A 22,538-nucleotide genomic window follows, 5' to 3' on the forward strand; every position below is an offset into this window, starting at 1 on the left:
ACGGCAGGAGACGGGCATCACAGGAATTCGCGCCGGCGCCGTGTCACATCCCCGCCACGAGCGGTGTCCTATCGGTGACACCACTTCCGACAGCGAAGGGAACAGAGCGATGACGACGCAATTCCATGTGGTGGTCGTAGGGGCGGGATACGCCGGAGTGATGGCCGCGAACCGCTTGCTCGCCGAACATCCCGAGGTGGCGGTCACCGTCGTGAACCCCCGACCGATCTTCGTCGAACGCGTCCGGCTCCACCAGGTCGCGGCCGGATCCGGAACCGCCACACACGAACTGTCCGATCTCCTGCACCCGCGGGCGACGCTGCACGTCGGTTCGGCCGTACGGATCGAATCGCACGCGGTGTCCCTCGCCGACGGAACGGTCCTGCCGTGCGACGCGGTGATCTACGCCGTCGGCAGCACCACGAGTTCCGGTGCGATCCCCGGTGCGGAGAGGGCGTTCTCCGTCGCCGACCTCGACTCCGCCACCGCTCTGCACGACGCCCTCTTCGAGGCGGACGACCATGCCTCCGTCGTTGTGATCGGCGGCGGGCTCACCGGTCTCGAGACCGTCACCGAACTCGCACAGTCGCATCCGCGGCACACCCTCGTCCTCGTCGGCGATCCGGGTGCGGCTCTTCCCGAGAACACGCAGCGCTACATCCGCCGCCGGCTCGACGAACTGGGCGTGGAGGTCCGGTCAGGAACGCGGGTCAGCCGCATCGACGACGGCTCGGTCGTCCTCGACGACGGCACCACGATCCCCGCGACCCTCGTGGTCCGCACGGCCGGTTTCTCGGTGCCCGACCTGGCCCGCCGTAGCGGCCTGCCGGTCGACGACGACGGTCGTCTCCGGGTGCGCGACACCCTTCAGGCGGTCGACGGCATGCCGATCGTCGGCGTGGGCGACGCAGTGGTGGTGGACGGCAACGACCACCTGCGCATGAGCTGCCAGGCGGCGATGCCGCTCGGCACCCACGGCGCCGACACGGTGTGGCAGTTGTTGCAGGGACGCGAACCGGCACCGCTCTCGCTCGGTTTCGTCACGACCTGCATCTCCCTCGGCCGCGATCGCGGTGTCGTGCAGTTGTCGGCCCGCGATGACACCCCGTCGAGGTGGGCCGTGCGGGGGCGGCTCGCAGCACCGGTGAAGGAAGCCGTCGTTCGTGGGACCATCCACACCATGCAGCTACAGGCGCGCGGACGCGCCCTGCCGACCCGACGCGGACCGGACACCGCCGCACGCGAGAAGGCTCACGTATGACCGGCGACGACGTCTTCACCGAGCATCGGGGACTGCTGTTCTCGATCGCCTACGAGATCACCGGCAGCGTCGCCGACAGCGAGGACGTCCTGCAGGAGAGCTACATCCGCTGGGCCCGCGCCGACACCGACAGCGTCGACAATCCGCGGGCCTACGCGGCGCAGATCGTGACGCGTCAGGCGCTGAACTCGCTGCGCTCGGCGCAACGCCGCCGGGAGGACTACGTCGGGCCGTGGTTGCCCGAGCCGATCCTCACCGCTCCCGACGCAGCCGCCGAGGTCGAACTCGCCGAGTCGGTGTCGACCGCGATGCTGTTGGTGCTCGAGACGTTGACGCCCGTCGAACGCGCGGTCTTCGTGATGCGCGAGGTGTTCGGTTTCGAGTACGGGCGCATCGCCGAGACGGTCGACCGCACCGAGAGTGCCGTCCGGCAGATCGCGCACCGCGCCCGCGAGCACGTCCATGCCCGGCAGCGACGCTTCACTCCCGCGGGCGACGAGACCGACCGGGTGGTCGCGGCGTTCCTCACCGCGGCCACCACCGGCGATCTCGACGGACTGCTGTCGCTGCTGGCTCCCGACGTGCGGTACCTCGCCGACGGTGGGGGCAAGGTCAATGCGGCCCGGGTTCCGGTCCTCGGCTCCGCGAAGGTCGCCCGCCTGTTCCTCGGACTGGTCCGGCATCCGCTGCCCGACATGACCATCGAACCGGCCGTGATGAACTCGATGCCCGGCGTCCTCGTCTACTCTGCGGGTGTCCTCGACATGGTGCTGCACTTCGAGATCGACGACGGCCTGGTCACCGGCGTCTACGTGGTCCGCAATCCCGACAAGCTCGCGCATCTCGGGGCTCGTCCCGACACCTCCGACCAGGCATGACAAGCTGACGCCATGCGGATGGAACGACTCGGCCGCGGCGGCACCGTCGATCGCGTGCTCGGTGCACTCGCAGAACGCGCCAGGATCCTCGCCATCCCCGCTCCGGCGGCGCTGTCGGGCGAATGGTTCGGGGCGGCGGCCGTGCTCGTCCCCTCCGTGACCGTCGAATCCGTCCCACCAGCGGAGGTCTTCTCCCTCCCGGCGGACGCTCCCGAAGCCGCGGGTGACGATCGGCCGCTCATCGGGGGCGGGCGCATCGGCTATCTCGCGTACCCGGATCGCATCCCGGACCGACCCGCACTGCCCCTGGCCGCAAGCGGGTGGACCGACACCGTCCTGCGTCTCGACGCCGACGGGTGCTGGTGGTACGAGACGCTCGGCACCGCACCCTGCCCCGACGATCTCGCCGCGGTGGTCCTCGCCCCACCGTCGAACACCGACTCATCTCCGACCACGTCCGACTGGCACATCGACTGGACACCACCGCCTCGCGACGAGCACCGCCGCGGCGTCGAACGCTGTCTCGACGCGATCCGCGCCGGCGAGGTGTACCAGGCGTGCGTGTGCACGCGGTTCACCGGCCGATGGGACGGCGACCCGCTGGCGTTCTTCGCCGACGGGATCTCCCGGACCGCCCCCGCGCGCGCCGCCTACCTGCAGGGATCGTGGGGTGCGATCGCGTCGTTGTCGCCCGAACTGTTCGTTTCCCTCCACGGCGACACGCTGCGGTCGAGTCCGATCAAGGGCACCCTCCCCCGCTCCGCCGACCCCGCCGCGCTACGGGCGTCGATCAAGGACGTCGCCGAGAACGTGATGATCGTCGATCTCGTCCGCAACGATCTCGGCCGTGTCGCCGAAACCGGTTCGGTGCGGGTCGAGGATCTGCTGACCGTGCGGCCCGCCCCGGGCGTGTGGCATCTGGTGTCCACCGTCGCGGCGGAGCGGCGACCGGGCGTGACGGTCGCCGACGTGCTCGACGCGGCGTTCCCGCCCGCATCGGTCACGGGCTGCCCGAAGCTCCGCGCCCGGACGCTGCTCACCAGGTGGGAGGGTTCCGCGCGGGGTGTCTACTGCGGCACCGTCGGCATGTCGAGTCCGATCGCAGGCACCGAACTGAACGTCGCGATCCGCACCGTCGAGTTCGGCCACGACGACACCGGCACCGGCGTGTGCGCCCTCGGTGTGGGAGGCGGCATCACCATCGACTCCGATCCCGACGCGGAATGGCAGGAATGCCTCGACAAGGCGGCCAGCATCCTCGCCCTCGGCGACGCTCGGACAGGCGCTCAGCACACCTCGTCCGGAGGAGCCGGCAACTCGTAGCGGTCGAGTACCTCCCCGAGTCGCACCGAGGTGGAACGGCAGATGCGGGCCACGACGGCGTCGGCGTCGAGCCCCCACGTGCGGAGCAGGCCGTCGCCGCCGGCGGCGACGATGGTCCCGTCGGGCGCGAAGGTCACCTGCCATCGTCCCGTTCCCATGTCGGTGACCGGGCCACCGATCTCGTGCATGCCCTCCGGGTCGGCGACGTCCCACAACCGGACGGTGCCGTCGTCGCTGCCGCTGACCGCGCGGGTGCCGTCGGGCGTGATCGAGACGGAGTAGACCGTGCCGGTGTGGCCGCTCAACCGGGTCTCGCGGGCGACGAAGTCACCGGACTCGGCGCGATCCCAGACCACCACGTCGTGGTCGTCCCCACCGGTCACCAGCACGTCGCTCGACCCGCCGAAGGCCACGGTGTTCACCCCGGTTGCGTGCCCGTCCGAGACGTTCACCCGTGTCGGGGAGCGCGGATCGGTCACGTTCCAGGCATAGATCTCGCTGTCGGCGCTCGTGACCACGAGGCTTCGGCCGTCGGGGCTGACGGCGGCACTGCGTACGAGATTCTTCGGCCCCGTCAACGGTTCGCCCCACGGCACCGGTTCGGCGGGATCCGCGATGTCCCACAACTGCACCGAGAAATCGTCGGCTCCGGTCACGAGGGTCGTGCCGTCGGGTCCGAACGCCAGGGCGGAGGTGAACCTCGTGTCGAGCGGCACCGGCTCGCCGAACGGCTTCGGTGTCGCCGGATCGCGCACATCCCACAGTTGCACGCTGCCGCCGGAGGTCGGTGCCGTGGCCAGGATCGTGCCCGAGGGCGAGAGCGCGCACACGTACGCACCGCCGAGCGGCCGCGGCAACGCGATCCCACCGGCGCGGTTCCAGTCGCCGCCCTGACCGACCCGCCAGAGCGTGACATCCGGTCCGTAGCTGCCGGTCGCGACGAGGGCTCCGGCACGATCGATCGCCGGCCTGGTCAGCGCACTGTCGGCGACCGCCATCCGGGTCTGCGGCATCGTCCACACCCGGACGTTGGAATCCTGTCCGCCGGTGACGACGGTGGTGCCGGTCGGACTCACCGCGAGCGTGGGCACGCCACCTCCGTGCCCGGTCAGTGGCGGGCCGATCTCGTCGAGAGTCCGTGTCGAGGGGTCGATGTCCCACAGTTTCGCGGTGCCGTCCCAGGACGCGCTCGCCAGTGTGCGTCCGTCGGGGAGGAACGCGATGTTCCAGACGCCGCCGGTGTGGGCGTTCACGGGTACCCCCAGCGGGCGGGCCGCGCGCGGATCGGTGGTGTCGAACAGGTGCAGTACACCGTCGTCACTGCTCGCCGCGAGGATCGTGCCGTCGCCGTTGAAACTCACCGAATGCGCGACGTCGCCGAAACCGGTGAGCGGCTCACCGAGCGGCACCGGCCGCGACGGCGTGCTCACGTCCCACAGTCGGACGGTGCGGTCGTCGCTGGAAGTGGCGAGGATCTGCCCACCGGGACGGAAGGCCACCGTCCGCACACCACCGTCGTGGTCGTCGATCAAGGTGACGGGGAACCGGCCCGATCCGGGATCCGCAGTGTCGACGAGCGCGACGTGCCCGTCGTCGTAGGGCACGGCGAGCACCCGGCCGTTGGGCGAATACCGCACGTTGTGCACGGCGCCGCCGGCGTAGACCTGCCGGTCGAGCACCACGCGCGGCGCGGCCCGATCGGACGCGTCGTAGATCCATACACCGCCGTCACCTGCACCGATCGCGAGGAAACGGCCGTCGGGGCTGAACGAGACCGACGCCATGTACTTCGACGACAACTGCAACGGCTCGCCCACCGCGACCGGTTCGTCGCCGTCGAGTGCCCACAGGCGGACGGTGCCGTCGTCGCTCGCCGACGCGAGGGTGGATCCGTCGGGTGAGACGACGACGCCGTAGACCGGCCCGGTGTGTCCGCTCAGCGTGTAGGCGAGGGGGACGGCCTGGCTGGCGATGAGCCTCGAGTACGCGACCGGGTTGTCGGGCTGGAGTTCGGCCGCGACGAGCGCCAGATTCGCCGAGGTGGTGGGGTCCTCGTCGCGCAGGGAGTCGGACAGCGCGACGATCTGCTGGAACTGTGCGGTGCTCCGTGCCGTCTCGGCCCGTCCCTTCGCGTCCCAGGCCAGGCCGGTCATGACGAACGCGATGATCGTGGACAGCGCCATCGCGGCGATGCCGACGCGCCGGGTCCGTGTCTCGCGGGCGATCTGCCGGCGGGAGGCGTCGAGGAAGGCCACGGTGGTAGGGCTGAGCGCGACCGGTCCGCGCCGATCCTCGGGGGTGCCCGCCGTGGCGAGGTGCGGGTTCTGCTCGGTCACGACATCCATGCGTCCGCGCTGGTAGAGCAGTTCCCGGTTGCGTCCGGAGGCGAGCCAGGTCGATGCGTCGGCCTCGATCTGCTGTCGCAGGGCGGCGCCGGCGCGGTCCTGCTGGATCCAGGACTTGAGTCGGGGCCACGCGTCGATCACCGCGTCGTGGATGAGTTCGACGTAGTCGGCGTCGACGACGAGCACACGTGCCGACACGAAATGGTCGAGGACGCGCTTCGACGCGTCGCGATCCTCGCCGCCCACCGCGAGCAGTTCGTTCAGCGACCGGGCGATCTTGACGTCCGTGCCGGTCGTGGTGACGTACACCAGGTGGACGAGCATCGAGCGGGCACGGGCCCGGTCGGCATCGTCGGCGAGACTCTCCCATGCCCGTTCGGCGCCGGCGGCGACGGATCCGCGGACCCCGCCGGTCGCGCGGTAGGCGGCGACGGTGAGCGTGCCCCCGCTGCGCTTGTCCCACAGCGAGTCGAGCAGGTGGGAGAGCAGGGGAAGTTCGGTGCCGCTGATCTCACCATCGGCCAGGCCCGTGAGGTCGTGGAGGATGAGGTCGACGAGGCCGGGTTCGAGGCGGACCCCCACGAGTTTGGCGGGAGCGGTGATGACCTCGACGAGGTCGTCGCGGTCGAGGGGCTGGACGGTCTTGGTCCGCCGCTCGAGGGCCCGGGCGAGCACCGGGGTGGCCACTGCCTGGTCGTAGAAGTCCGACCGCATCGTCGCGACGACGAGGGCGGGCGCGTCGCCGTCGGAACAGGTCGACGCCGTCTCGAGCAGAGTGAGGAATGCGGTACGCAGAGCGACGTCGCTGCACTGGGTGAACAGTTCCTCGATCTGGTCGACGACGATCAGCAGCAACGACGACGACGTGCGCGAGGTCGCGGCGCGCAGGGCCGCGTGGACGGCGGTGTGGTCGGCGGGGTCGCCGACGTCGGTCAGTTCGGGGAGCGCGTCGACGAGTCGTGCGACCGGGTCGGTGCCGGGGGTGAGGACCACCGGGTGACAGTCGGGCGCGGAACACAGCTGCGGAATGAGACCGGCCTGCACGAGCGAGGACTTGCCGACGCCGGAGGCACCGGTCACCACGACCGGGCCCTGTCCGTGGGAGGCCGTCACCACGTCGGCGAGGCTGCGCACGCTCTGGGTGCGCCCGAAGAACAACCGCGCGTCGTTCTGACGGTAGGACGCGAGTCCCTTGTACGGGCGGATCCCGGGCGGCACCGATGCCGAGGCCGATTCCTTGGTGCGCGGAGCGTTCGCCTGCCCGCGCGCGGCCTTCCACCAGTTCTCCCACTGCTTCAGGGAGTACAGGCCGGGGGCCGGCGGTTCGGCGTTGAGTTCCCGCGCCGCCCGGATGAGGACCACGAGCACCGGATGCACCGACTCGAAGTTGGCCGGCATCCGGTTGCCGCTGCGCCAGTCGCTGACCCGCTGGACGGAGACGGTCCGGTCGCTGCCCACCGCCCGGGCCACGGTCGCGGCCTCCGAGACGACCTTCTTGAGAGCGGGACGACCGGCTGCGGCGAACAGCATCCGCAGCTGGTCGGCGAAGAACTGACGTTGCGCCGAACCAGGCTTTCCGCCGGTGTCTGACATCCGTTCCGCGCCCCTCGTACTCCCGTTCCCCGCCTGCAAACATCCGCTGCGGAAAAATTCCTCACCACGCCTGAGCAGGGATGATACCGGTTCCGCGCCGGTCGGTATTTTCAGTCCCCGTCAATGACACGGAAGAGTGGTCACCACGCAAGGTTCGACCTTGCAGCGTGGGGCGGGGGCCTCCACGCCGATAGGGACTGACGAGGGGTAGTTCCGGGTCGGCGTGGGGGCATGCTCCACATACGTTCAGGGCCCCGCATCGCGGGGCCCTTTCCCGTTTCTTCCGGTTACTTGACGGTGTCGGGATCGTCCGTCGCGACGGGGTTGCCCAACAGGTACGGATCGCGATCGAGATAAGCCTTCGTCTCCCGCGCGATCAGACCCGACAGCACCAGCAGACCGATCAGGTTCGGCAGGGCCATGAGGCCGTTCATCACGTCGGAGAAGTTCCAGACCACCTCGAGCTGGGTGGTGGCACCGATGAACACCACGATCACGAAGACCGCGCGGTAGGGCACCACGCCGCGGCGACCGACGAGACGCTCGACGCACCGCTCGCCGTAATACGACCAGCCGAGGATCGTCGAGAAGGCGAAGAAGACGACCGAGATGGCGACGATCCAGTGACCCCAGTCCCCGCCGAGGCCGTCGGCGAAGCCGGCCGACGTCATGGCAGCGCCCTGCTCGCCGGACTCCCAAGCTCCGGTGGTGACGATGACCAGACCGGTGAAGGTGACGACGATGATCGTGTCGATGAACGTCTGGGTCATCGACACCAGGCCCTGACGGACCGGGTGGGTGGTCTGGGCGGCCGCGGCGGCGATCGCCGCGCTGCCCATGCCCGACTCGTTCGAGAAGATGCCGCGGGCGACGCCGTAGCGCAGCGCGATCATGAAGACCGATCCGATGAAGCCGCCGGTGGCCGCGGTGCCGGTGAAGGCGTCGGTGAAGATGAGCGCGAAGGCGTCGGGAATCTGGGTGAAGTTGACCGCGAGGACGATGATGCCGGCGCCGACGTACAGGAGGATCATCGCGGGCACGAAGGCGGCGGTGACCCTGCCGATGGACTTGATGCCGCCGAGCAGGACTGCGGCAGCAAGCGCCGTCATGAGCACACCGCTGATCCAGGTCGGCACACCGAAGGTGTCGTCGAGCTGGGTGGCGACGGTGTTGGCCTGGGTCATGTTGCCGATACCGAAGCTGGCGAGCACGGCGAACACCGCGAACAGCAGGCTCAGGACGAGACCGGCCTTGTTGGGGATGGCGCGGGCGAGGTAGTACTGCGGACCACCGCTCTGCTCACCCTTGGCGTCGGTCGTGCGGTACTTCACGCCGAGGAACGCCTCGGAGTACTTGCTCGCCATGCCGACCAGGCCGGTGACCCACATCCAGAACAGTGCGCCGGGCCCACCGAAGTAGATCGCGGTGCCGACACCGGCGATGTTGCCCACGCCCACCGTCGCGGCGAGCGCGGTGGTCAGTGCCTGGTACTGGGAGATGTCGCCTTCGGTGGCGCCTTCGTCGTGGCGGGTGATCAGACCCAGCCGCAGTGCGGGCCACAGCTTGCGGAACTGGACGCCCCTCAGCCGGATCGTGAGCACGAGGCCCGTACCCAACAGCAGCGGGATGAGCAGGTACGGCCCCCACACCACCCCTGCCACCTCGACGAGGAAATCGTTCACCGAATCCATCCGCGTCCTCCTGATCGTCCGAAGCCCCCGACAGCGTCCGACCGGCCGGTGCCGGTGACGTCTGCGTTCGGGACCCGGCAGAGTCTAGGCTTCCGTGGCACGCAGTGTCCCCGGACCCCACAGCGCGTCCGATATGCGGTTTTCTCGATCGGTGTGCGGCAGATTCGTCAGTCGCGACGCGCCTCCAACACCGCGTCAGTCGCGACGCGCCTCCAACACCGCGTCGTACAGTTCGCGCTTCGAGACCGTCGCGCCGGACGACTTCGACGCGGCCTCGGCGACGACTGCGCAGGCGTCCTTCAGCCGCATCCCGTCCTCGAGCTTCCGTTCCACCTCGTCGACGAGGTCGACGGGGTCGGTGGCCACCGCGACCGCGCCTTCGAGCACCACGGTGATCTCACCGCGCGCGCCCTCGACGGCCCACTCGGCGAGCTCCGCGAGTGTTCCGCGGCGCACTTCCTCGTAGGTCTTGGTGAGTTCGCGGCAGACGGCGGCGCGACGCTCACCGCCGAGTACGTCGACGGCGTCGGCCAGGCACGCCGCGAGCCGGTGCGGTGCCTCGAAGAACACCACGGCCCGGGGCTCCTGGACGAGCGTTCCGAGCCACGCGCGTCGCTGGCCCCGCTTGCGGGGTGGGAACCCGTCGAAGCAGAACCGCTCGACCGGCAGACCCGACAGGGCGAGGGCGGTGGTCACCGCCGACGGACCGGGCAGGCAGGTCACCGACAGACCGGCTTCGACGCACGCCTCGACGAGCCGGTAGCCGGGATCGCTCACCGACGGCATACCTGCATCGGTGACGAGCAGGACGGTGCGGCCCTCCTCGATGTCGGTGACGAGACCCGGCAGCCGCGACACCTCGACCTGGTCGTAGAAGCTCACGACCCGCCCGGCGATGGTGACGCCGAGCGCCGCGGCGAGTGCCTTGGTGCGGCGGGTGTCCTCGGCGGCGATCACGTCGGCGGTGCCGAGAGCGTCGCGGAGACGCGCCGAGGCGTCACCGATATCTCCCATCGGAGTGGCGGCCAGCACGAGCCGGCCCTCTCCCGGATTCGCGCCCTGGACCGGTTTGGCTGCCTGCATACGGCTCAGCCTACGATCGGAGCGTGACCGTGACGGACCGCAGCCCTTCACAGGCCCCCGGCCGTGGTCCGTCGGCAGCGCAGGATCGTCGCCTTCTCGGTCCCGGCCCGTTGGTGCCCGGACCCGAGCCTCTCCCCGGAGATCGGGCGCGCGGCTGGATCGTCACCGCCTTCGTCACGGCACTCGCCGCGATCACGCGGTTCACGATGCTCAACTACCCCACCGACGCGAAGACGCCGGTGTTCGACGAGAAGCACTACGCCCCGCAGGGCTGGCAGGTGCTCACCGGCGGCTGGATCGAGGACAACCCCGGTTACGGGCTCGTCGTGCATCCGCCCGTCGGCAAACAGATGATCGCGATCGGCGAGGCACTGTTCGGATACACCGCGTGGGGCTGGCGTTTCTCGGCCGCCGCGGCCGGTGTCGTGCTCGTCCTGCTGGTCGTGCGGATCGTGCGGCGGCTGACCCGGTCGACGATGCTCGGCGCGGTCGCCGGTCTGCTGCTCGTCGTCGACGGGGTGACCTTCGTGTCGTCCCGCCTCGGCATGCTCGACATCTTCCAGGCGGTCTTCGTCGTCGCCGCCTTCGGGTGCCTGATCGTCGACCGCGACGACGTGCGTGCCCGCATGGCGAAGGTGCACGCCGAGGGCCGTGTCGTCGACAGTGTGTGGGGTCCGCGTTTCGGTGTGCGCTGGTGGCGCTTCGGCGCGGGCATCCTGCTGGGTCTCGCGGTGGGCACCAAGTGGTCGGGCCTGTACTTCATCGCGTTCTTCGGGCTGATGTCCGTGGCCTTCGACCTCGCGACGCGCCGCGCGTACCGGGTGCAGCGACCCTGGGTCGGGACGGCCCTGCGCGATATCGGCCCGGCGCTCTACGCCCTCGTGCTCGTCCCGCTCGGGGTCTATCTGTCGACCTACTGGGCGTGGTTCGCGAGCGAGACCGGCGTCTACCGTCACGCGGTCGGCTCGCGGATCGGCCACGACGGGATGTTCTCCTTCGTTCCCGACGCGCTGCGATCGCTCTGGTACTACAGCGCGAGCGTCCTCGAGTTCCACTCCGGCCTGACGAACTCGGCCGGCAACCAGCACCCCTGGGAATCGAAGCCGTGGACGTGGCCGATGGGTCTGCGCCCGATGCTGTACTACTTCGCCGACGGCGAGCGGATCAGCGGATGCGACGCGGAGCAGTGCGTCAAGGCCGTGATGCTGGTCGGAACGCCGGCGCTGTGGTGGGTGTCGCTGCCGGTGCTCGGGTGGGGACTGTGGCAGCTGCTCGTCCGCCGCGACTGGCGGTGGGCCGCGGTGCTCACCGGTTACGGCGCGGGGATCCTGCCGTGGTTCGCGAGCCTCGACCGGCAGATGTACTACTTCTACGCGGTGCCGATGGCGCCGTTCCTGGTGATGGGTGTCGCGCTGGTGCTCGGCGACATCCTCGGGTCTCCGCACGCCTCGACGGAACGGCGGACGACCGGGTTGCTCGTGGTGTGCCTGTACGTCGGGCTCGTCATCGCGAACTTCGTGTGGTTGTGGCCGATCCTCACGGCGCTGCCGATCACGCCGGAGCACTGGAACGACCAGCTGTGGCTCCCCAGCTGGCGCTGAGCGGAGCTCGATTTCCGGCGCTGAGAGGAGCTCGTTGTCGACGCTGAGCGGAGCTCGTTGTCGGCGCTGAGCGGAGCTCAGTTCGGTTCGTCGAGCACGCTGCCCTCGGGCAGGTTGACGTCGTGTTCCCTGTCGGAGCCGTAGCGGACGCCGTCGAAGCGGCGCGCGAATCGCTCGTCGACGACCGTGAGGAAGCCCTTGAGTCGTTGGAGCAGCTCGGACAGGTGGCGGGGCACGAACGGATCGCCGAGCAGGTCGACGGTGGCGACGAGCCGGTCCTCGACGAGCACCACCTTGATGTGCGGCCACGTCCGGTTCAGTTCGGTGAGCTCGGCCAGCGCGTGGGTGCGACCGCCGGCGGGCGCGGCTCCCGGGGTGTCGTCCTCGGGGATCGCGTGCAGCAGCGGCGCCCACAGCCTGATGCTGCCGTCGTCGTCGATCACGACGAAGACCACCTGGGAGTCGAGGACGACGACGAAGTCGCCGTCGGCGTCGACCGGCACCGGGCGCCCGAGCGCGTGCGCGAGCGCGTCGCTCACACGTTCGCGCAGGTCGCCGAGGGCGGAGGGCGGGTGCGCCTGCAGAAAGGCCGGATGCGGCACCTTCCCGCGACCGCGCAGCACCGACACGATGTGCCGGGCGAGCATGTCGGCCTCGGACACGGGCCGGGTGACCGGCTCCGATCCGGTGACCTCGACCGTGGCGCCTCCGCCGGAAGTCGCCAGCACCCGCACGCAGGCCGCGGGCCCCGAGGCGGTCTCGGCGTGCAGCTCGAAGACGTCGGATCCGGCGAGTTCGGAGATGCGCCGGGCCAGCTGCGAGGCGTAACGCGCCCAGTCGCGGTCGAGGGCCTCGTCGAATCTGTCGGTGTCGGTCACGCGCACTCCTCTCGAAGAGCAACTGCCGGGCAGGCGACACCGTACTCGGGGTGGGCGACAACTCACCGCAGGCACGCGGCGTCGTGTGTCACTCGTGATGCCGCCGTCCGACCGCTGCCCACACCGCGACCCGCGACCCGCGTTCGAGGATGTCGACGATCGCGAATCCTGCCTGTGCGAGAACGGTGCTCACCGTCATCGAGACGGTTCCGGTGTCCTCTCCCGGCCCTGCCTCGTCGATCACCCACAGTTGCCCGTCGTTGGTCAGCAGTGGAGCGAGGGCGGCCACGGCGGCGGTGTCCTCGCGGAAGTCCGGGACGTCGAGTGCGTAGATGCGGTCGAACTTCTCCTGGCGGGTGAACTCGTATGCGCGGGTCGCCGAGGGGGCCACGCGCACGCGTCCGTGGGGACCGACGTGCTCGGCGACCACGGCGGAGGCGGGCCCGGTGTCGATCGCGAGGACGGACGTGCCCGGACGCGCATCGAGGACGTCGAGCAGGAACTCGACGTCCTCGATGTGGGACCGCTCGGTCATTCGACTTTGCGCAGTGTCCGTTTCCTGCGCCCGCCCGTGATCAGGGGGTCGCGCTGCAGATCCCGGTACAGCGACACGCACAGGCCGATCATCACGAGGAGGAAGGGGGCTGCGGCGATGATGGTCATCGTCTGCAGGGCGTTGAGGGCTTCCTCGCCGCCGCTCCACAGCAGCAGTGCCGCGACGCCGCCGGTGAGTCCGCCCCAGAAGACCACGACGCCGCGATTCGGCGCGAGGGTGCCGCGTTGACTGAGGCTGCCCATCACCATCGACGCGGAGTCGGCTCCGGAGATGAAGAAGATGGCGATGAGGAGCATCGCGACGACCGTGGCGATACCGGTGAGCGGGAGGTTGCCGAGCACCCCGAACAGCTGTCCTTCGACACTGTCGGCACCCGCGATGTCCAGGCCGTCCAGCTGCTGTCCGATGCCGGCGCCGCCGAACACCGAGAACCAGATGAGGCTGACGAGGCTCGGGACGAGGATGACGCCGACGATGAACTCGCGGATGGTGCGGCCGCGGCTGATGCGGGCGAGGAACATTCCGACGAAGGGCGCCCACGAGACCCACCAGGCCCAGTAGAAGATCGTCCAGCTCGACAGCCACTCACCTGCGGCCTCGTTGGAGGCGGCCGTGCGCGCCGACATGCGGGCGAACTCCGCGGCGTAGGCACCGAGGGTGGTGGGCACGAGGTTGAGGATGAAGACGGTGGGTCCGAGCACGAACACGAAGATCGCCAGGATCGCGGCGAGCACCATGTTGGTGTTCGACAGATATTGGATGCCCTTGGCGACACCCGTGACCGCGGAGGCGATGAACGCGAGCGTGAGCAGTGCGACGATCGCGACGAGCAGCATCACTCCGGCCGTCTCGAGCCAGCCGGTGACCTCGAAGCCCGAGCCGATCTGCAGCGCGCCCAGGCCGAGCGACGCCGCGGTGCCGAACAGGGTCGCGAACAGGGCGAGGATGTCGATGACCTTGCCGAGCGGACCTTCGGCCCGGCGTCCCAACAGCGGGATGAACGCCGAGCTGATGAGCTGCTTGCGACCCTTGCGGAAGGTGCCGTAGGCGATGGCCAGACCCACCACGGCGTAGATCGCCCAGGGATGCAGGCTCCAGTGGAACATCGAGGTCGCCATCGCGACGCCGGTGCCGCCGGTGCTGCCCGGTGGCGGCTCGACGAAGTGCGAGAGCGGTTCGGCGACACCGAAGAACATCAGGCCGATGCCCATGCCGGCGGCGAACATCATCGAGATCCAGCTGACGGTGCGGAACTCCGGCTTCTCGTCGTCCTTGCCGAGCGGGATGCGACCGTATCGGCTCACCGCCAGCCAGAGCGCGAAGAACACGAATCCGCTCGCCGTGAGCACGAACAACCAACCGAACTCGACGACGATCCAGTCGAGGATGTTCCCGGTAACGGTCCCGAAGTTCTCGGTGGCGGCCAGGCCCCACACCACGATCGCCGCCACCAGCGCGGCAGCGACTCCGAAGACCACTTTGTCGGTCTGCGGCGGATGCGCCGCGGACGCGGCTACTTCAGAAGCACGGGCGCCCGAGACCTCGTCGATCTCCTCGGACCCGGGCCGATCACCAGGGACGTTCATGCGAACAAACCTTGCAAGTTTCGGGCGCCTGCGGAGCGGAATCGCCGAACCCGAGAAAATCGTCACATTTCGGACGCGACATGCATACTCTGCGCGATCCCGCAGATCGGCAGGTCAGCCCGCCCGCAGGGCGGCCGAGACGAATTCGAGGATCTCCTTGTCGGACATCCCGAGCGCCCTCACCTCGGCGACGTACTCGTTGGTGGATCGCTGGGCCCGCGTGCGGGTGGGATCGCCCGTGTCGGCGACGAACGTCCCCGCCCGCCCGCGGGCCTCGAGCACGCCCAGCTTCTCGAGTTCTCGATAGGTCTTGGCGACCGTGTTCGGTGCGATGCCGAGGGTGTCGGCGAGGCCCCGGACGGTGGGCAGCTTCGAACCTGCGATCAGCTCACCATCGTGTACCAGCTCGACGATGCGCCGGCGCAGTTGCTCGAACGGCGGGACGGGCGAGTCGGGATCGATGGTGAGGTCGAGCATTCTCGCAGGTTATCAGCGCTCGGTGACCTTGACGGGCGCTTCGGCCGAGGGCGCATCGGCGGGGGCGGTGTTGTAGCTGCCGGTCTCGAGCAGGTCGCGGATCTGGATGAGCAGATCGGTCTCGCTCAGCGGCTCGTCCTCGGGCTCCTTCTCCGGCGCGAAGCGGGCCTTGGCGGCATTGACCGGCACGATGAGCACGAAGTAGACGACGGCGGCGATGATGAAGAAGTTGATCGCCGCGGAGATGACGGCACCGAGGTTGACGAAGGTCGCGTCGTTCGACGAGAGCAGGCGGAAGCCGAAGCCCATCTCGTTGTCGCCACCCACAGCCGCGACCAGCGGGTTCACGATATGATCGGTGAACGCCGTGACGATGGACGTGAACGCCGCGCCGACGACCACTGCGACGGCGAGTTCGACGACGTTTCCGCGCAGCAGGAAATCCTTGAAACCTCTGAGCATCGTGCTCCGTGCCTTTTCTGAGAGAGAATTCGAAAAACTTCAGGGCGCGAAAATCGTAATAACGCTTCCCAATGGCTTCAACAGGGACGAATCGGGCAACACGACCACGGGAGACACCGGGTTACCGGGTCCGTCGGGGCAGAATCGGGCCATGGCAACCACGGCGACGATCTATCACAATCCGCGCTGCAGCACGTCACGCAACACTTTGGCGCTGCTGAAGGAGAACGGACTCGAACCCACCGTCATCAAATATCTCGAGACTCCGCCTTCCCGCGACGAGCTGCGGTCGCTGCTCGATGCGGCAGGTCTCACACCGAGCCAGGCGATCCGGAAGAAGGAAACGCTCTACAAGGAGCTGAACCTCGCCGAGGCGTCCGAGGACGAACTGCTCGACGCGATGGTCGCGAACCCGATCCTCATCGAACGTCCGCTGGTCGTCACCGACAAGGGCACCGTGCTCGCGCGTCCGGTGGACAAGGTGCGCGAGATCCTCTGACGGCAGCTACAGGGCCGCCCGCGAGAGCGGGCACGACATGCATCGCGGACCGCCGCGGCCGGAACCGAGTTCCGACCCGGCGATCCGCAGCACTTCGACCCCCGAGTCCTCGAGACGGGTGTTCGTCTCGACATTGCGCTCGTACGCGACGACGACGCCGGGCGCGACGGCGAGCGTGTTGTTCCCGTCGTCCCACTGCTCACGCTCTGCGACAACAGAATCCAGACCGGTGTCGATGACGCGCAGTTTCTCGATCCCCATCGCATCGGCGGCGGCCTCGAGGAAGGGGCGCGGCCCCGAGATCTGCACGGCACCGTTCTCGCGGTGGATCGCGAACGCCTGCAGGCTGTCCCGGATCGCCGGGTACATCACCACCGCGTCGACATCGACCATCGTGCACACGGTGTCGAGGTGCATCGACGCCCGGCGCTGCTCGATCGGGACCGCCAACACGGTGTGCGCGAGCCCGTCGTCGAAGACGCTGCGCGCCAACGCTTCCGCACCGGCCGGACTCGTCCTCTCCCCCACCCCGACGGCGACGACGCCGGGCGCGAGCAGCAATACGTCGCCGCCCTCGACGGGCGCGGTGTGCGATTCGTACGCGCGTCGCACGTGGAGGAATTGCGGGTGGAAGGCGTAGATGAGGTCGGTGAGGCTGGTCTCGCGCCGGCGCGCGGGCAGCGCCAGATTGGGGATCGCCACGCGCGAGCCGAGCCAGAACGACGAATCGCGCGTGAACAGCAGGTTCGGCAGCGGTGCGATCGCGAAATCGGAACCGTGGTGCATCAGGCGCACGAGGGACGGGGCCGCGCCGTTGCCCACCGCGGGCAGTTCGTCGAAGGTCATGCCCGCGATGAGGATCCGGGCGAGCTCGGCAGCGGGCAGGGCACGCAGATGGCCCGTCAGCTCCTCCGCGAGCGCGTAGCCGAGGCGCTGTGCGTCGACGGCCGACGACACGCTCTGCACCCGCGCGGCGCCACTGGCCTCGAGTGTCTCGGTGAGCAGGTCGGCCAGCAGGAACACCTCGACCCCGCGGCTGCGCAGCAGCTCGGCGAAGGCGTCGTGTTCCTCCTGGGCGCGCGCCACCCACGGCAGGGCGTCGAAGAGCAGCTGGTCGTTGTTGCGGGGCGTGAGGCGTTCGAGTTCGGCGCCGGGCCGGTGCAGCATTACGGCGCGGAGTTCACCGACTTCGGACTCGACACCCCAGCGATGACTCATATGCTCACGGTATCGCGCAGGACGGCGGCATCCGGGTCAGGCGCGTCGAATACGGCGACAACGATTGCGAAGAACACACCGAGAACACGAGGGAGATTTCATGGCCGACGACCCGCTCGGGTGCCTGGCACCGTTCGCCGGGCGCTGGACCGGAGGTGGCGACGGCCACTATCCCACCATCGACGACTTCGCGTACGACGAGACGATCGAGTTCGCCACCATTCCCGGCAAGCCCTTCCTGATGTACGTCAGCCGTACGCGGCACCGGACGGAGGGACGCCCGCTGCACACCGAGAACGGCTACCTGCGCCGCAACGGCGACGACGTCGAACTGCTCGTCTCGCAGCCCACCGGGTTCGTCGAGATCCAGCGGGCCCGGCCGGAGGGCGGCGTGCTGGACTTCACCACCCTCAGCCTGGAGCGCTCACCCGACGCCAAGCCCGTGCGCGAGGTCCGGCGGCGTTTCGAGGTCGACGGCGACGTGCTGGTCTACGACTTCTGGATGGCCCACGCCGACACCCCTCTGACGCACCACCTGCACGCCGAGCTGCACCGCGCGTCGGAATGATTCAGGTGGTTCCGGCCCCGCCGGACGGGGTCGGATCCACCGAATTTCATTTGGTGCCGACGACGCGACGGAAGTAGTCGTTGGCGGCCTGCATGACGAGGTTGTAGGGCGGCGCGAACTTGCGGGCCCACCAGTAACCGAACCGGGTGTCGAACGACGTGTAGACCATGAAGCGGTTCTTCAGGATGCCGGTGACGATGCGTTCGGCAACCTTCTCGGGGGTCGCGGCGTGCCGGACGAACCGTTGGGTGAGCTTGCGGACCTCGGGGCGGTCGCGGTCGACGCCGACGATCTGCACGGTGTCGACCAGCGGTGTACGCACGGCCCCCGGGACGACGAGCGAGACACCGATGCCGTCGCGTCTGAGGTCGAACCGCAGCACCTCCGACACTCCGCGCAGACCGAATTTGCTTGCGCTGTAGGCGGCGTGCCACGGCAGGGCGAGCAGCCCGGCGGCAGAGGAAACGTTGACGATGTGCCCGCCGCGACCGGCCTCGATCATGGCCGGCACGAAGTTCTCGATGACGTGGATGGGCCCCATGAGGTTGACGTCCACCATGAGCTTCCAGTGCTCGTGCTTCAGCCGGCCGACCGTGCCCCACACCGACACTCCGGCGACGTTGGCGACGATGTCGAGCGACCCGCACGCCTCGTGCACGTCGCGGGCGAAGGCGGTGACGGCCTCATAGTCGGAGATGTCGAGGGCGGCCGAGTGCAGCACGGTGCCGCCACGTTCACGAACGCTGCGGACGACCTCGTCGAGGGCCTCCTCCTGCAGGTCGGTGAGCACCAGCCGGGCCCCGCGATCGGAGGCCGCATGGGCCAGGGCGCGGCCGATTCCGCTGGCCGCGCCGGTCACAAGGAATTTGGTTCCGCGCAGGTCGGTGATCGCCATGGCGACACCCTAACGTCGCCGTGACGACACGACGCTCCGCCGCGCCACGGATAAGACCGGATGCGCCGGAGCGAAGCGACGTGTGTGTCCGAGCGAAGCGACCTGTGAGCCGGAGCGTTCGGCTCCGGCGGATGGAACTCGCAGAATCGAACTCAGAGCCGCTGTGCCATCTCCTCCTGGTACTCCCGAATCGTGCGCTCGATCATCTCGACATCGTCGTGGCGATTCTCGCTGCGCGCGAGGTCGGCGCGCTCACGCAGTACCCGGATCGCCCGACGCAACTCGTCGTCACTCATCCTGTGGTCCATGCCACACAGTCTGCCGGGTTCGGCGTGGACCCGCCAGCGAATGGCCCCGCGTACGACGAAAGCCCCGCCGAGGGCGGGGCTTTCGGGGGTGGAGCTGAGGGGAATCGAACCCCTGACCTCTTCGATGCGAACGAAGCGCGCTACCAACTGCGCCACAGCCCCGTAGGTTCCGAGGGAACCGACTTGCAAACTCTAGCAAACCACCCCGTCCATCACGAAATCGGGGTGTCGGCGCAGGTGACGGGCGATTTCGCGACCTGCTCCGAAGGCGGGCCGGGGCCCGCACCGAGTCGGTGCGGGCCCCGCCGGAAGCATCGTCGGACGATCATTCCCCCACTGCGCGGGGAACGACGTAGTCGCCGGGCTCGTCGCCGCCGTCGCTCGCTCGGACGTCGTAGCCGTGGTCGATACCGTAGTCGTCCTCGTAGCGATCGAGATGCTCGAACTCCGGATCCTCGTCGTCGACCTCGAGGACCACGGCCCCCGGGCGACGCAGGCGCTGCGGAACGTCGTCGTGGCCGCCGCGGCTCCCTGCGCGGGACCGCTGCAGTCGCGCGAGCCGACGCCGCCGGATCTCCTGCTCGAGACGCACCTGGCGCCGCAGGTAGAACAGGTAGGCCACGAGAGCCACGGCCGCGAGACCAGCGAGCCACCACATGACCGACGAAACGATCAGGGCGAGCGCCGACGTCATGATCGCGGCGATCAGCAGGCCGAGGACGACCCGCTGACGGAATTCGTATCGCGCGGCGCTGGCGACCGCATCGGCGTGCGGGTCGAATCCGCCGCGCCCCCGGCGCTGCGGTGCGTGTGCGCGCACGGGCTCACGGTCGGGTGCTGCTTCGTCGTGGACGTCGGCCTCGTCGGAATCGATCTCCGGCCTGTCGTCGAGTTCAGTGTTCATGCGGTCCTCCGCGGGGGTGCGGTGCGTGCGGTCACGACTCGGACGCCAATGAGGATCGCTGCGGTGTCCGGCGGCCGGCCCCCGAGGGGTGATCGGCTCGTCGTCTCCGCGGTGCAGAACTCGAGTTGCAAGAGCGGCGTCGGTCGTCTGCCGGATTCGAGGACGCTTCGTGACCAGCATGGGCACCAGAACGAACAACCACACGGCTACGAGCCCGATCCACAGAAGCGAGTTCGGCATCCGGTGGTCCTCCCCTCCAGTCGTCGCCCTACCAGCCCGTCGACGCCCACCGACCTACTTGAGGTTAGCGGCATCATCGCGTTCATCTGTACAGAAACGCCGACTCAAACGACAACAGAAGTCACTCGAGTCACGCGAAACCAACCGACACTCTCTTCACTCTAATCACAGAGATCCCACACTCGCTGGGGATTGTTACTCGAGTTACGAGTAACCTGCGTTACATAAAGGACGAACCCGACTCGAGACGCGAAGAGGTCAGGACCAGCTCGCGCGACCGGCACGGACCAGACGATCCGAGACCGAGCCAGGGACCTCCTCGACCGTCATCGCGACCAGCAGGTGATCGCGGAATCGGCCCTGGACGTCGAGGTAGCGCTTCAGCAGGCCTTCCTCGCGGAATCCGACGTTGCGCAACACGGCGCGGCTCGGTTCGTTCTCGGGCCGCACGGTGGCTTCGACGCGGTGCAGTCCGACCGGTCCGAAGCAGTGGTCGAGTCCGAGAGCGACGGCGGCGGTCGCGACACCGAGGCCGTTGACCTCCTTCTCCACCCAGTAGCCGATCCAGGCCGAGCGCAGCGCTCCGCGCACGATGTTGCCCACCGTCAGCTGCCCGCAGAACGTGCCGTCCAGCTCGATGGCCATCGGCAGCATCAGGCCTTTGTGGGCCTCCGACCGCAGGCTCCGATAGAGCCCCGGCCACACCGAGATGTGGTGCCGCATGTCCCACGGCGCCTCACCGGTCGGCTCCCACGGCTCGAGATGCGCACGATCACGCAGACGCAGGCGGCTCCACGCCGCGGCATCACGCAGTCGGATCGATCGGACGGTCACCACGCCCCCGGCCACCCGCAGCGGCCCGAGCTCGGCCGGCCAGCCGGGATGACGGGACATCAACCACGCTGCCCGAGGAACGCCACGTCCACCGGATCTCCCGTGCGGATCTCGGAGACCTCGGGGTCGACGATGACGAGACAGTTCGCCTCGGCGAGGGTCGCGAGCAGGTGCGACGACGAGCCCGCGGCGCCGCCGAGCGCCTGCACGAGATAGTCGCCCGTCGTCTCGTCTCGCATGAGCCGGCCGCGCAGGAAACCCTTGCGACCGGGGATCGAGGTGATCGGGGCGACCGAGCGTGCCGAGACGACGCGGCGCATCGGCTGGCGCCGGCCGAGCGCGATGCGGATCAACGGCCGGACCATCACCTCGAAGACGACGAGCGCGCTCACCGGGTTGGCGGGCAGCAGGAAGGTCGGCACCTCGTCGCGGCCGAGACGTCCGAAGCCCTGAACCGAGCCCGGATGCATCGCGATCCGCTCGACGCCCAGCTCCCCGAGATCGGACAGTGCCTCGCGGACCTCCTCGAGCGCACCACCACCCACGGCACCGGCGATCACGACGATCTCGGCGCGGATCAACTGGCCCTCGACGACCTCGCGCAGCCGCTTCGGGTCGGTACTCGCGATCCCGACCCGGTTGACGTCGGCACCGGCGTCGCGCGCGGCCGCGGCCAGCGCGTAGGAGTTGACGTCGTAGACCTGTCCCGGCCCGGGGGTGCGGTCGACGTCGACGAGTTCGCCGCCGACGGAGATGACCGACAGTCGCGGCCGCGGATGGACGAGCACCTTGTCGCGGCCGACCGCGGCGAGCAGGCCCACCTGGGCGGCCCCGATGATCGTCCCGGCGCGCACCGCGATGTCGCCGGGCTGGACGTCGTCGCCGGTGCGACGCACGTAGTCGCCCGAACGCACCGGCTCGAGCACCTTGATGCGCGCGGCACCGCCGTCGGTGTTGTCGAGCGGCAGTACCGCGTCGGCGAGCGTCGGCAGCGGCGCACCGGTGTCGACGCGCACCGCCTGACGGGGCTGGAGACGGATCGGCTGACGCGAACCGGCACGCACCTCGCCCACGACCGGCAGCGTCACCTCGGCGGGGGCGGACCCACCGTCGGTCTCGGCCGGGGCCTGGAGGTCGACGCTGCGCACGGCGTATCCATCGATCGCCGCCTGGTCGAATCCGGGTAGGGGTCGCTCGGTGACCACTTCCTCCGCGCACAGCAGACCCTGTGCCTCGGAAATGGCCACCCGGACCGGCCGGGGTGCGACTGCCGCCGCCGTGACCCTGGCCTGCTGATCCTCAACCGACCGCATACCGCTTCTCGTCCTCCAGCCCGTC

20 protein-coding genes and 1 tRNA gene are annotated in these 22,538 nt (G+C 69.1%); 6 read left to right on the forward strand and 15 right to left on the reverse strand.

Annotated features, from left to right (window positions below):
• Positions 1-109: 109 nt before the first annotated feature.
• The 3 genes from ACLBYD_RS04940 to ACLBYD_RS04950 are packed head-to-tail and all read left to right on the forward strand — an operon-like array spanning position 110 to position 3,462.
• On the forward strand, positions 110-1,261 hold the full coding sequence (locus ACLBYD_RS04940) for an NAD(P)/FAD-dependent oxidoreductase (protein WP_447815617.1): 1,152 nt from the start codon (positions 110-112) through the stop codon (positions 1,259-1,261).
• Positions 1,258-2,139, forward strand: a complete 882-nt coding sequence (locus ACLBYD_RS04945; RefSeq protein WP_447815618.1) for an RNA polymerase sigma-70 factor — start codon at positions 1,258-1,260, stop codon at positions 2,137-2,139. The genes ACLBYD_RS04940 and ACLBYD_RS04945 overlap by 4 nt, the downstream gene beginning before the upstream one ends.
• 12 nt (positions 2,140-2,151) lie before the next feature.
• Positions 2,152-3,462, forward strand: coding sequence for an aminodeoxychorismate synthase component I (locus tag ACLBYD_RS04950; protein WP_447815619.1), 1,311 nt, complete (start codon positions 2,152-2,154; stop codon positions 3,460-3,462).
• Here the strand turns inward: ACLBYD_RS04950 and ACLBYD_RS04955 are convergent.
• From ACLBYD_RS04955 to rsmI, 3 genes are all read right to left on the reverse strand, one after another.
• Complete coding sequence (locus ACLBYD_RS04955; RefSeq protein ID WP_447815620.1) at positions 3,426-7,400, reverse strand: nSTAND1 domain-containing NTPase; 3,975 nt, start codon at positions 7,398-7,400, stop codon at positions 3,426-3,428. The genes ACLBYD_RS04950 and ACLBYD_RS04955 overlap by 37 nt on opposite strands.
• 287 nt (positions 7,401-7,687) lie before the next feature.
• The gene (locus ACLBYD_RS04960) at positions 7,688-9,091 is read right to left on the reverse strand and encodes an alanine/glycine:cation symporter family protein (RefSeq protein WP_447815621.1); all 1,404 of its coding nucleotides are present in this window, start codon (positions 9,089-9,091) and stop codon (positions 7,688-7,690) included.
• Positions 9,092-9,286: 195 nt separating this feature from the next.
• On the reverse strand, positions 9,287-10,174 hold the full coding sequence (gene rsmI, locus ACLBYD_RS04965; protein ID WP_447815622.1) for a 16S rRNA (cytidine(1402)-2'-O)-methyltransferase: 888 nt from the start codon (positions 10,172-10,174) through the stop codon (positions 9,287-9,289).
• A gap of 23 nt (positions 10,175-10,197) precedes the next feature.
• On the opposite strand from rsmI, the gene ACLBYD_RS04970 reads away from it, so the two are divergent.
• Positions 10,198-11,775, forward strand: coding sequence for a dolichyl-phosphate-mannose--protein mannosyltransferase (locus tag ACLBYD_RS04970; RefSeq protein WP_447815623.1), 1,578 nt, complete (start codon positions 10,198-10,200; stop codon positions 11,773-11,775).
• 77 nt (positions 11,776-11,852) lie between these two features.
• Here the strand turns inward: ACLBYD_RS04970 and ACLBYD_RS04975 are convergent, their stop codons facing one another.
• From ACLBYD_RS04975 to mscL, 5 genes are all read right to left on the reverse strand, one after another.
• Positions 11,853-12,653, reverse strand: coding sequence for a T3SS (YopN, CesT) and YbjN peptide-binding chaperone 1 (locus ACLBYD_RS04975; protein WP_447815624.1), 801 nt, complete (start codon positions 12,651-12,653; stop codon positions 11,853-11,855).
• Positions 12,654-12,741: 88 nt separating this feature from the next.
• Positions 12,742-13,188 carry a hypothetical protein gene (locus ACLBYD_RS04980; protein ID WP_447815625.1) on the reverse strand — a complete coding sequence of 149 codons (447 nt, stop codon included), beginning with the start codon at positions 13,186-13,188 and terminating at the stop codon, positions 12,742-12,744.
• Positions 13,185-14,795, reverse strand: a complete 1,611-nt coding sequence (locus ACLBYD_RS04985) for a BCCT family transporter (protein ID WP_447815626.1) — start codon at positions 14,793-14,795, stop codon at positions 13,185-13,187. The genes ACLBYD_RS04980 and ACLBYD_RS04985 overlap by 4 nt, the downstream gene beginning before the upstream one ends.
• Before the next feature lie 114 nt (positions 14,796-14,909).
• Entirely contained in the window at positions 14,910-15,272 is a 363-nt protein-coding gene (locus ACLBYD_RS04990) for a GntR family transcriptional regulator (RefSeq protein ID WP_447815627.1), read from the reverse strand.
• Between the two features lie 12 nt (positions 15,273-15,284).
• Positions 15,285-15,734, reverse strand: a complete 450-nt coding sequence (mscL, locus tag ACLBYD_RS04995) for a large conductance mechanosensitive channel protein MscL (protein WP_447815628.1) — start codon at positions 15,732-15,734, stop codon at positions 15,285-15,287.
• 151 nt (positions 15,735-15,885) lie between these two features.
• Here mscL and arsC point away from each other — a divergent pair, with 151 nt between their 5' ends.
• Positions 15,886-16,233, forward strand: coding sequence for an arsenate reductase (glutaredoxin) (arsC, locus tag ACLBYD_RS05000; protein ID WP_447815629.1), 348 nt, complete (start codon positions 15,886-15,888; stop codon positions 16,231-16,233).
• 6 nt (positions 16,234-16,239) lie between these two features.
• Here arsC and arcA read toward each other — a convergent pair whose 3' ends face one another.
• On the reverse strand, positions 16,240-17,451 hold the full coding sequence (gene arcA, locus ACLBYD_RS05005) for an arginine deiminase (protein ID WP_060652125.1): 1,212 nt from the start codon (positions 17,449-17,451) through the stop codon (positions 16,240-16,242).
• A 100-nt stretch (positions 17,452-17,551) separates the two neighbouring features.
• On the opposite strand from arcA, the gene ACLBYD_RS05010 reads away from it, so the two are divergent.
• Entirely contained in the window at positions 17,552-18,019 is a 468-nt protein-coding gene (locus ACLBYD_RS05010) for an FABP family protein (RefSeq protein ID WP_447815630.1), read from the forward strand.
• A gap of 46 nt (positions 18,020-18,065) precedes the next feature.
• Here the strand turns inward: ACLBYD_RS05010 and ACLBYD_RS05015 are convergent, their stop codons facing one another.
• The 6 genes from ACLBYD_RS05015 to glp form a co-directional block, all read right to left on the reverse strand.
• Positions 18,066-18,914, reverse strand: coding sequence for an SDR family oxidoreductase (locus tag ACLBYD_RS05015; RefSeq protein WP_447815631.1), 849 nt, complete (start codon positions 18,912-18,914; stop codon positions 18,066-18,068).
• A 152-nt stretch (positions 18,915-19,066) separates the two neighbouring features.
• Positions 19,067-19,210: a hypothetical protein gene (locus ACLBYD_RS05020; RefSeq protein WP_157788873.1), complete on the reverse strand. Its 144-nt coding sequence runs from the start codon at positions 19,208-19,210 to the stop codon at positions 19,067-19,069.
• Positions 19,211-19,311: 101 nt separating this feature from the next.
• Positions 19,312-19,384: transfer RNA gene (locus ACLBYD_RS05025), tRNA-Ala, on the reverse strand.
• A gap of 163 nt (positions 19,385-19,547) precedes the next feature.
• On the reverse strand, positions 19,548-20,366 hold the full coding sequence (gene sepX, locus ACLBYD_RS05030) for a divisome protein SepX/GlpR (RefSeq protein ID WP_447815632.1): 819 nt from the start codon (positions 20,364-20,366) through the stop codon (positions 19,548-19,550).
• 258 nt (positions 20,367-20,624) lie between these two features.
• Positions 20,625-21,260, reverse strand: a complete 636-nt coding sequence (locus tag ACLBYD_RS05035; RefSeq protein ID WP_447815633.1) for a GNAT family N-acetyltransferase — start codon at positions 21,258-21,260, stop codon at positions 20,625-20,627.
• A complete protein-coding gene (gene glp / locus ACLBYD_RS05040; RefSeq protein ID WP_447815634.1) occupies positions 21,260-22,513 on the reverse strand; it encodes a molybdotransferase-like divisome protein Glp in 1,254 nt (417 codons plus the stop codon). The genes ACLBYD_RS05035 and glp overlap by 1 nt, the downstream gene beginning before the upstream one ends.
• Positions 22,514-22,538 lie beyond the last annotated feature (25 nt).

It is taken from the genome of Rhodococcus sp. C26F (genome assembly GCF_053345925.1).

Bases quoted from the DNA above. Each gene is read 5' to 3' on its own strand.
- ACLBYD_RS05020 (WP_157788873.1), bottom strand. From the start codon at position 19,210: ATGAGTGACGACGAGTTGCGTCGGGCGATCCGGGTACTGCGTGAGCGC.
- ACLBYD_RS04955 (WP_447815620.1), bottom strand. From the start codon at position 7,400: ATGTCAGACACCGGCGGAAAGCCTGGTTCGGCGCAACGTCAGTTCTTC.
- sepX (WP_447815632.1), bottom strand. From the start codon at position 20,366: ATGCCGAACTCGCTTCTGTGGATCGGGCTCGTAGCCGTGTGGTTGTTC.
- ACLBYD_RS04940 (WP_447815617.1), top strand. From the start codon at position 110: ATGACGACGCAATTCCATGTGGTGGTCGTAGGGGCGGGATACGCCGGA.
- arcA (WP_060652125.1), bottom strand. From the start codon at position 17,451: ATGAGTCATCGCTGGGGTGTCGAGTCCGAAGTCGGTGAACTCCGCGCC.
- ACLBYD_RS04985 (WP_447815626.1), bottom strand. From the start codon at position 14,795: ATGAACGTCCCTGGTGATCGGCCCGGGTCCGAGGAGATCGACGAGGTC.
- ACLBYD_RS04990 (WP_447815627.1), bottom strand. From the start codon at position 15,272: ATGCTCGACCTCACCATCGATCCCGACTCGCCCGTCCCGCCGTTCGAG.
- ACLBYD_RS04950 (WP_447815619.1), top strand. From the start codon at position 2,152: ATGCGGATGGAACGACTCGGCCGCGGCGGCACCGTCGATCGCGTGCTC.
- ACLBYD_RS04980 (WP_447815625.1), bottom strand. From the start codon at position 13,188: ATGACCGAGCGGTCCCACATCGAGGACGTCGAGTTCCTGCTCGACGTC.
- arsC (WP_447815629.1), top strand. From the start codon at position 15,886: ATGGCAACCACGGCGACGATCTATCACAATCCGCGCTGCAGCACGTCA.
- ACLBYD_RS04960 (WP_447815621.1), bottom strand. From the start codon at position 9,091: ATGGATTCGGTGAACGATTTCCTCGTCGAGGTGGCAGGGGTGGTGTGG.
- ACLBYD_RS05035 (WP_447815633.1), bottom strand. From the start codon at position 21,260: ATGTCCCGTCATCCCGGCTGGCCGGCCGAGCTCGGGCCGCTGCGGGTG.
- ACLBYD_RS05015 (WP_447815631.1), bottom strand. From the start codon at position 18,914: ATGGCGATCACCGACCTGCGCGGAACCAAATTCCTTGTGACCGGCGCG.
- mscL (WP_447815628.1), bottom strand. From the start codon at position 15,734: ATGCTCAGAGGTTTCAAGGATTTCCTGCTGCGCGGAAACGTCGTCGAA.
- rsmI (WP_447815622.1), bottom strand. From the start codon at position 10,174: ATGCAGGCAGCCAAACCGGTCCAGGGCGCGAATCCGGGAGAGGGCCGG.
- ACLBYD_RS05010 (WP_447815630.1), top strand. From the start codon at position 17,552: ATGGCCGACGACCCGCTCGGGTGCCTGGCACCGTTCGCCGGGCGCTGG.
- ACLBYD_RS04945 (WP_447815618.1), top strand. From the start codon at position 1,258: ATGACCGGCGACGACGTCTTCACCGAGCATCGGGGACTGCTGTTCTCG.
- glp (WP_447815634.1), bottom strand. From the start codon at position 22,513: ATGCGGTCGGTTGAGGATCAGCAGGCCAGGGTCACGGCGGCGGCAGTC.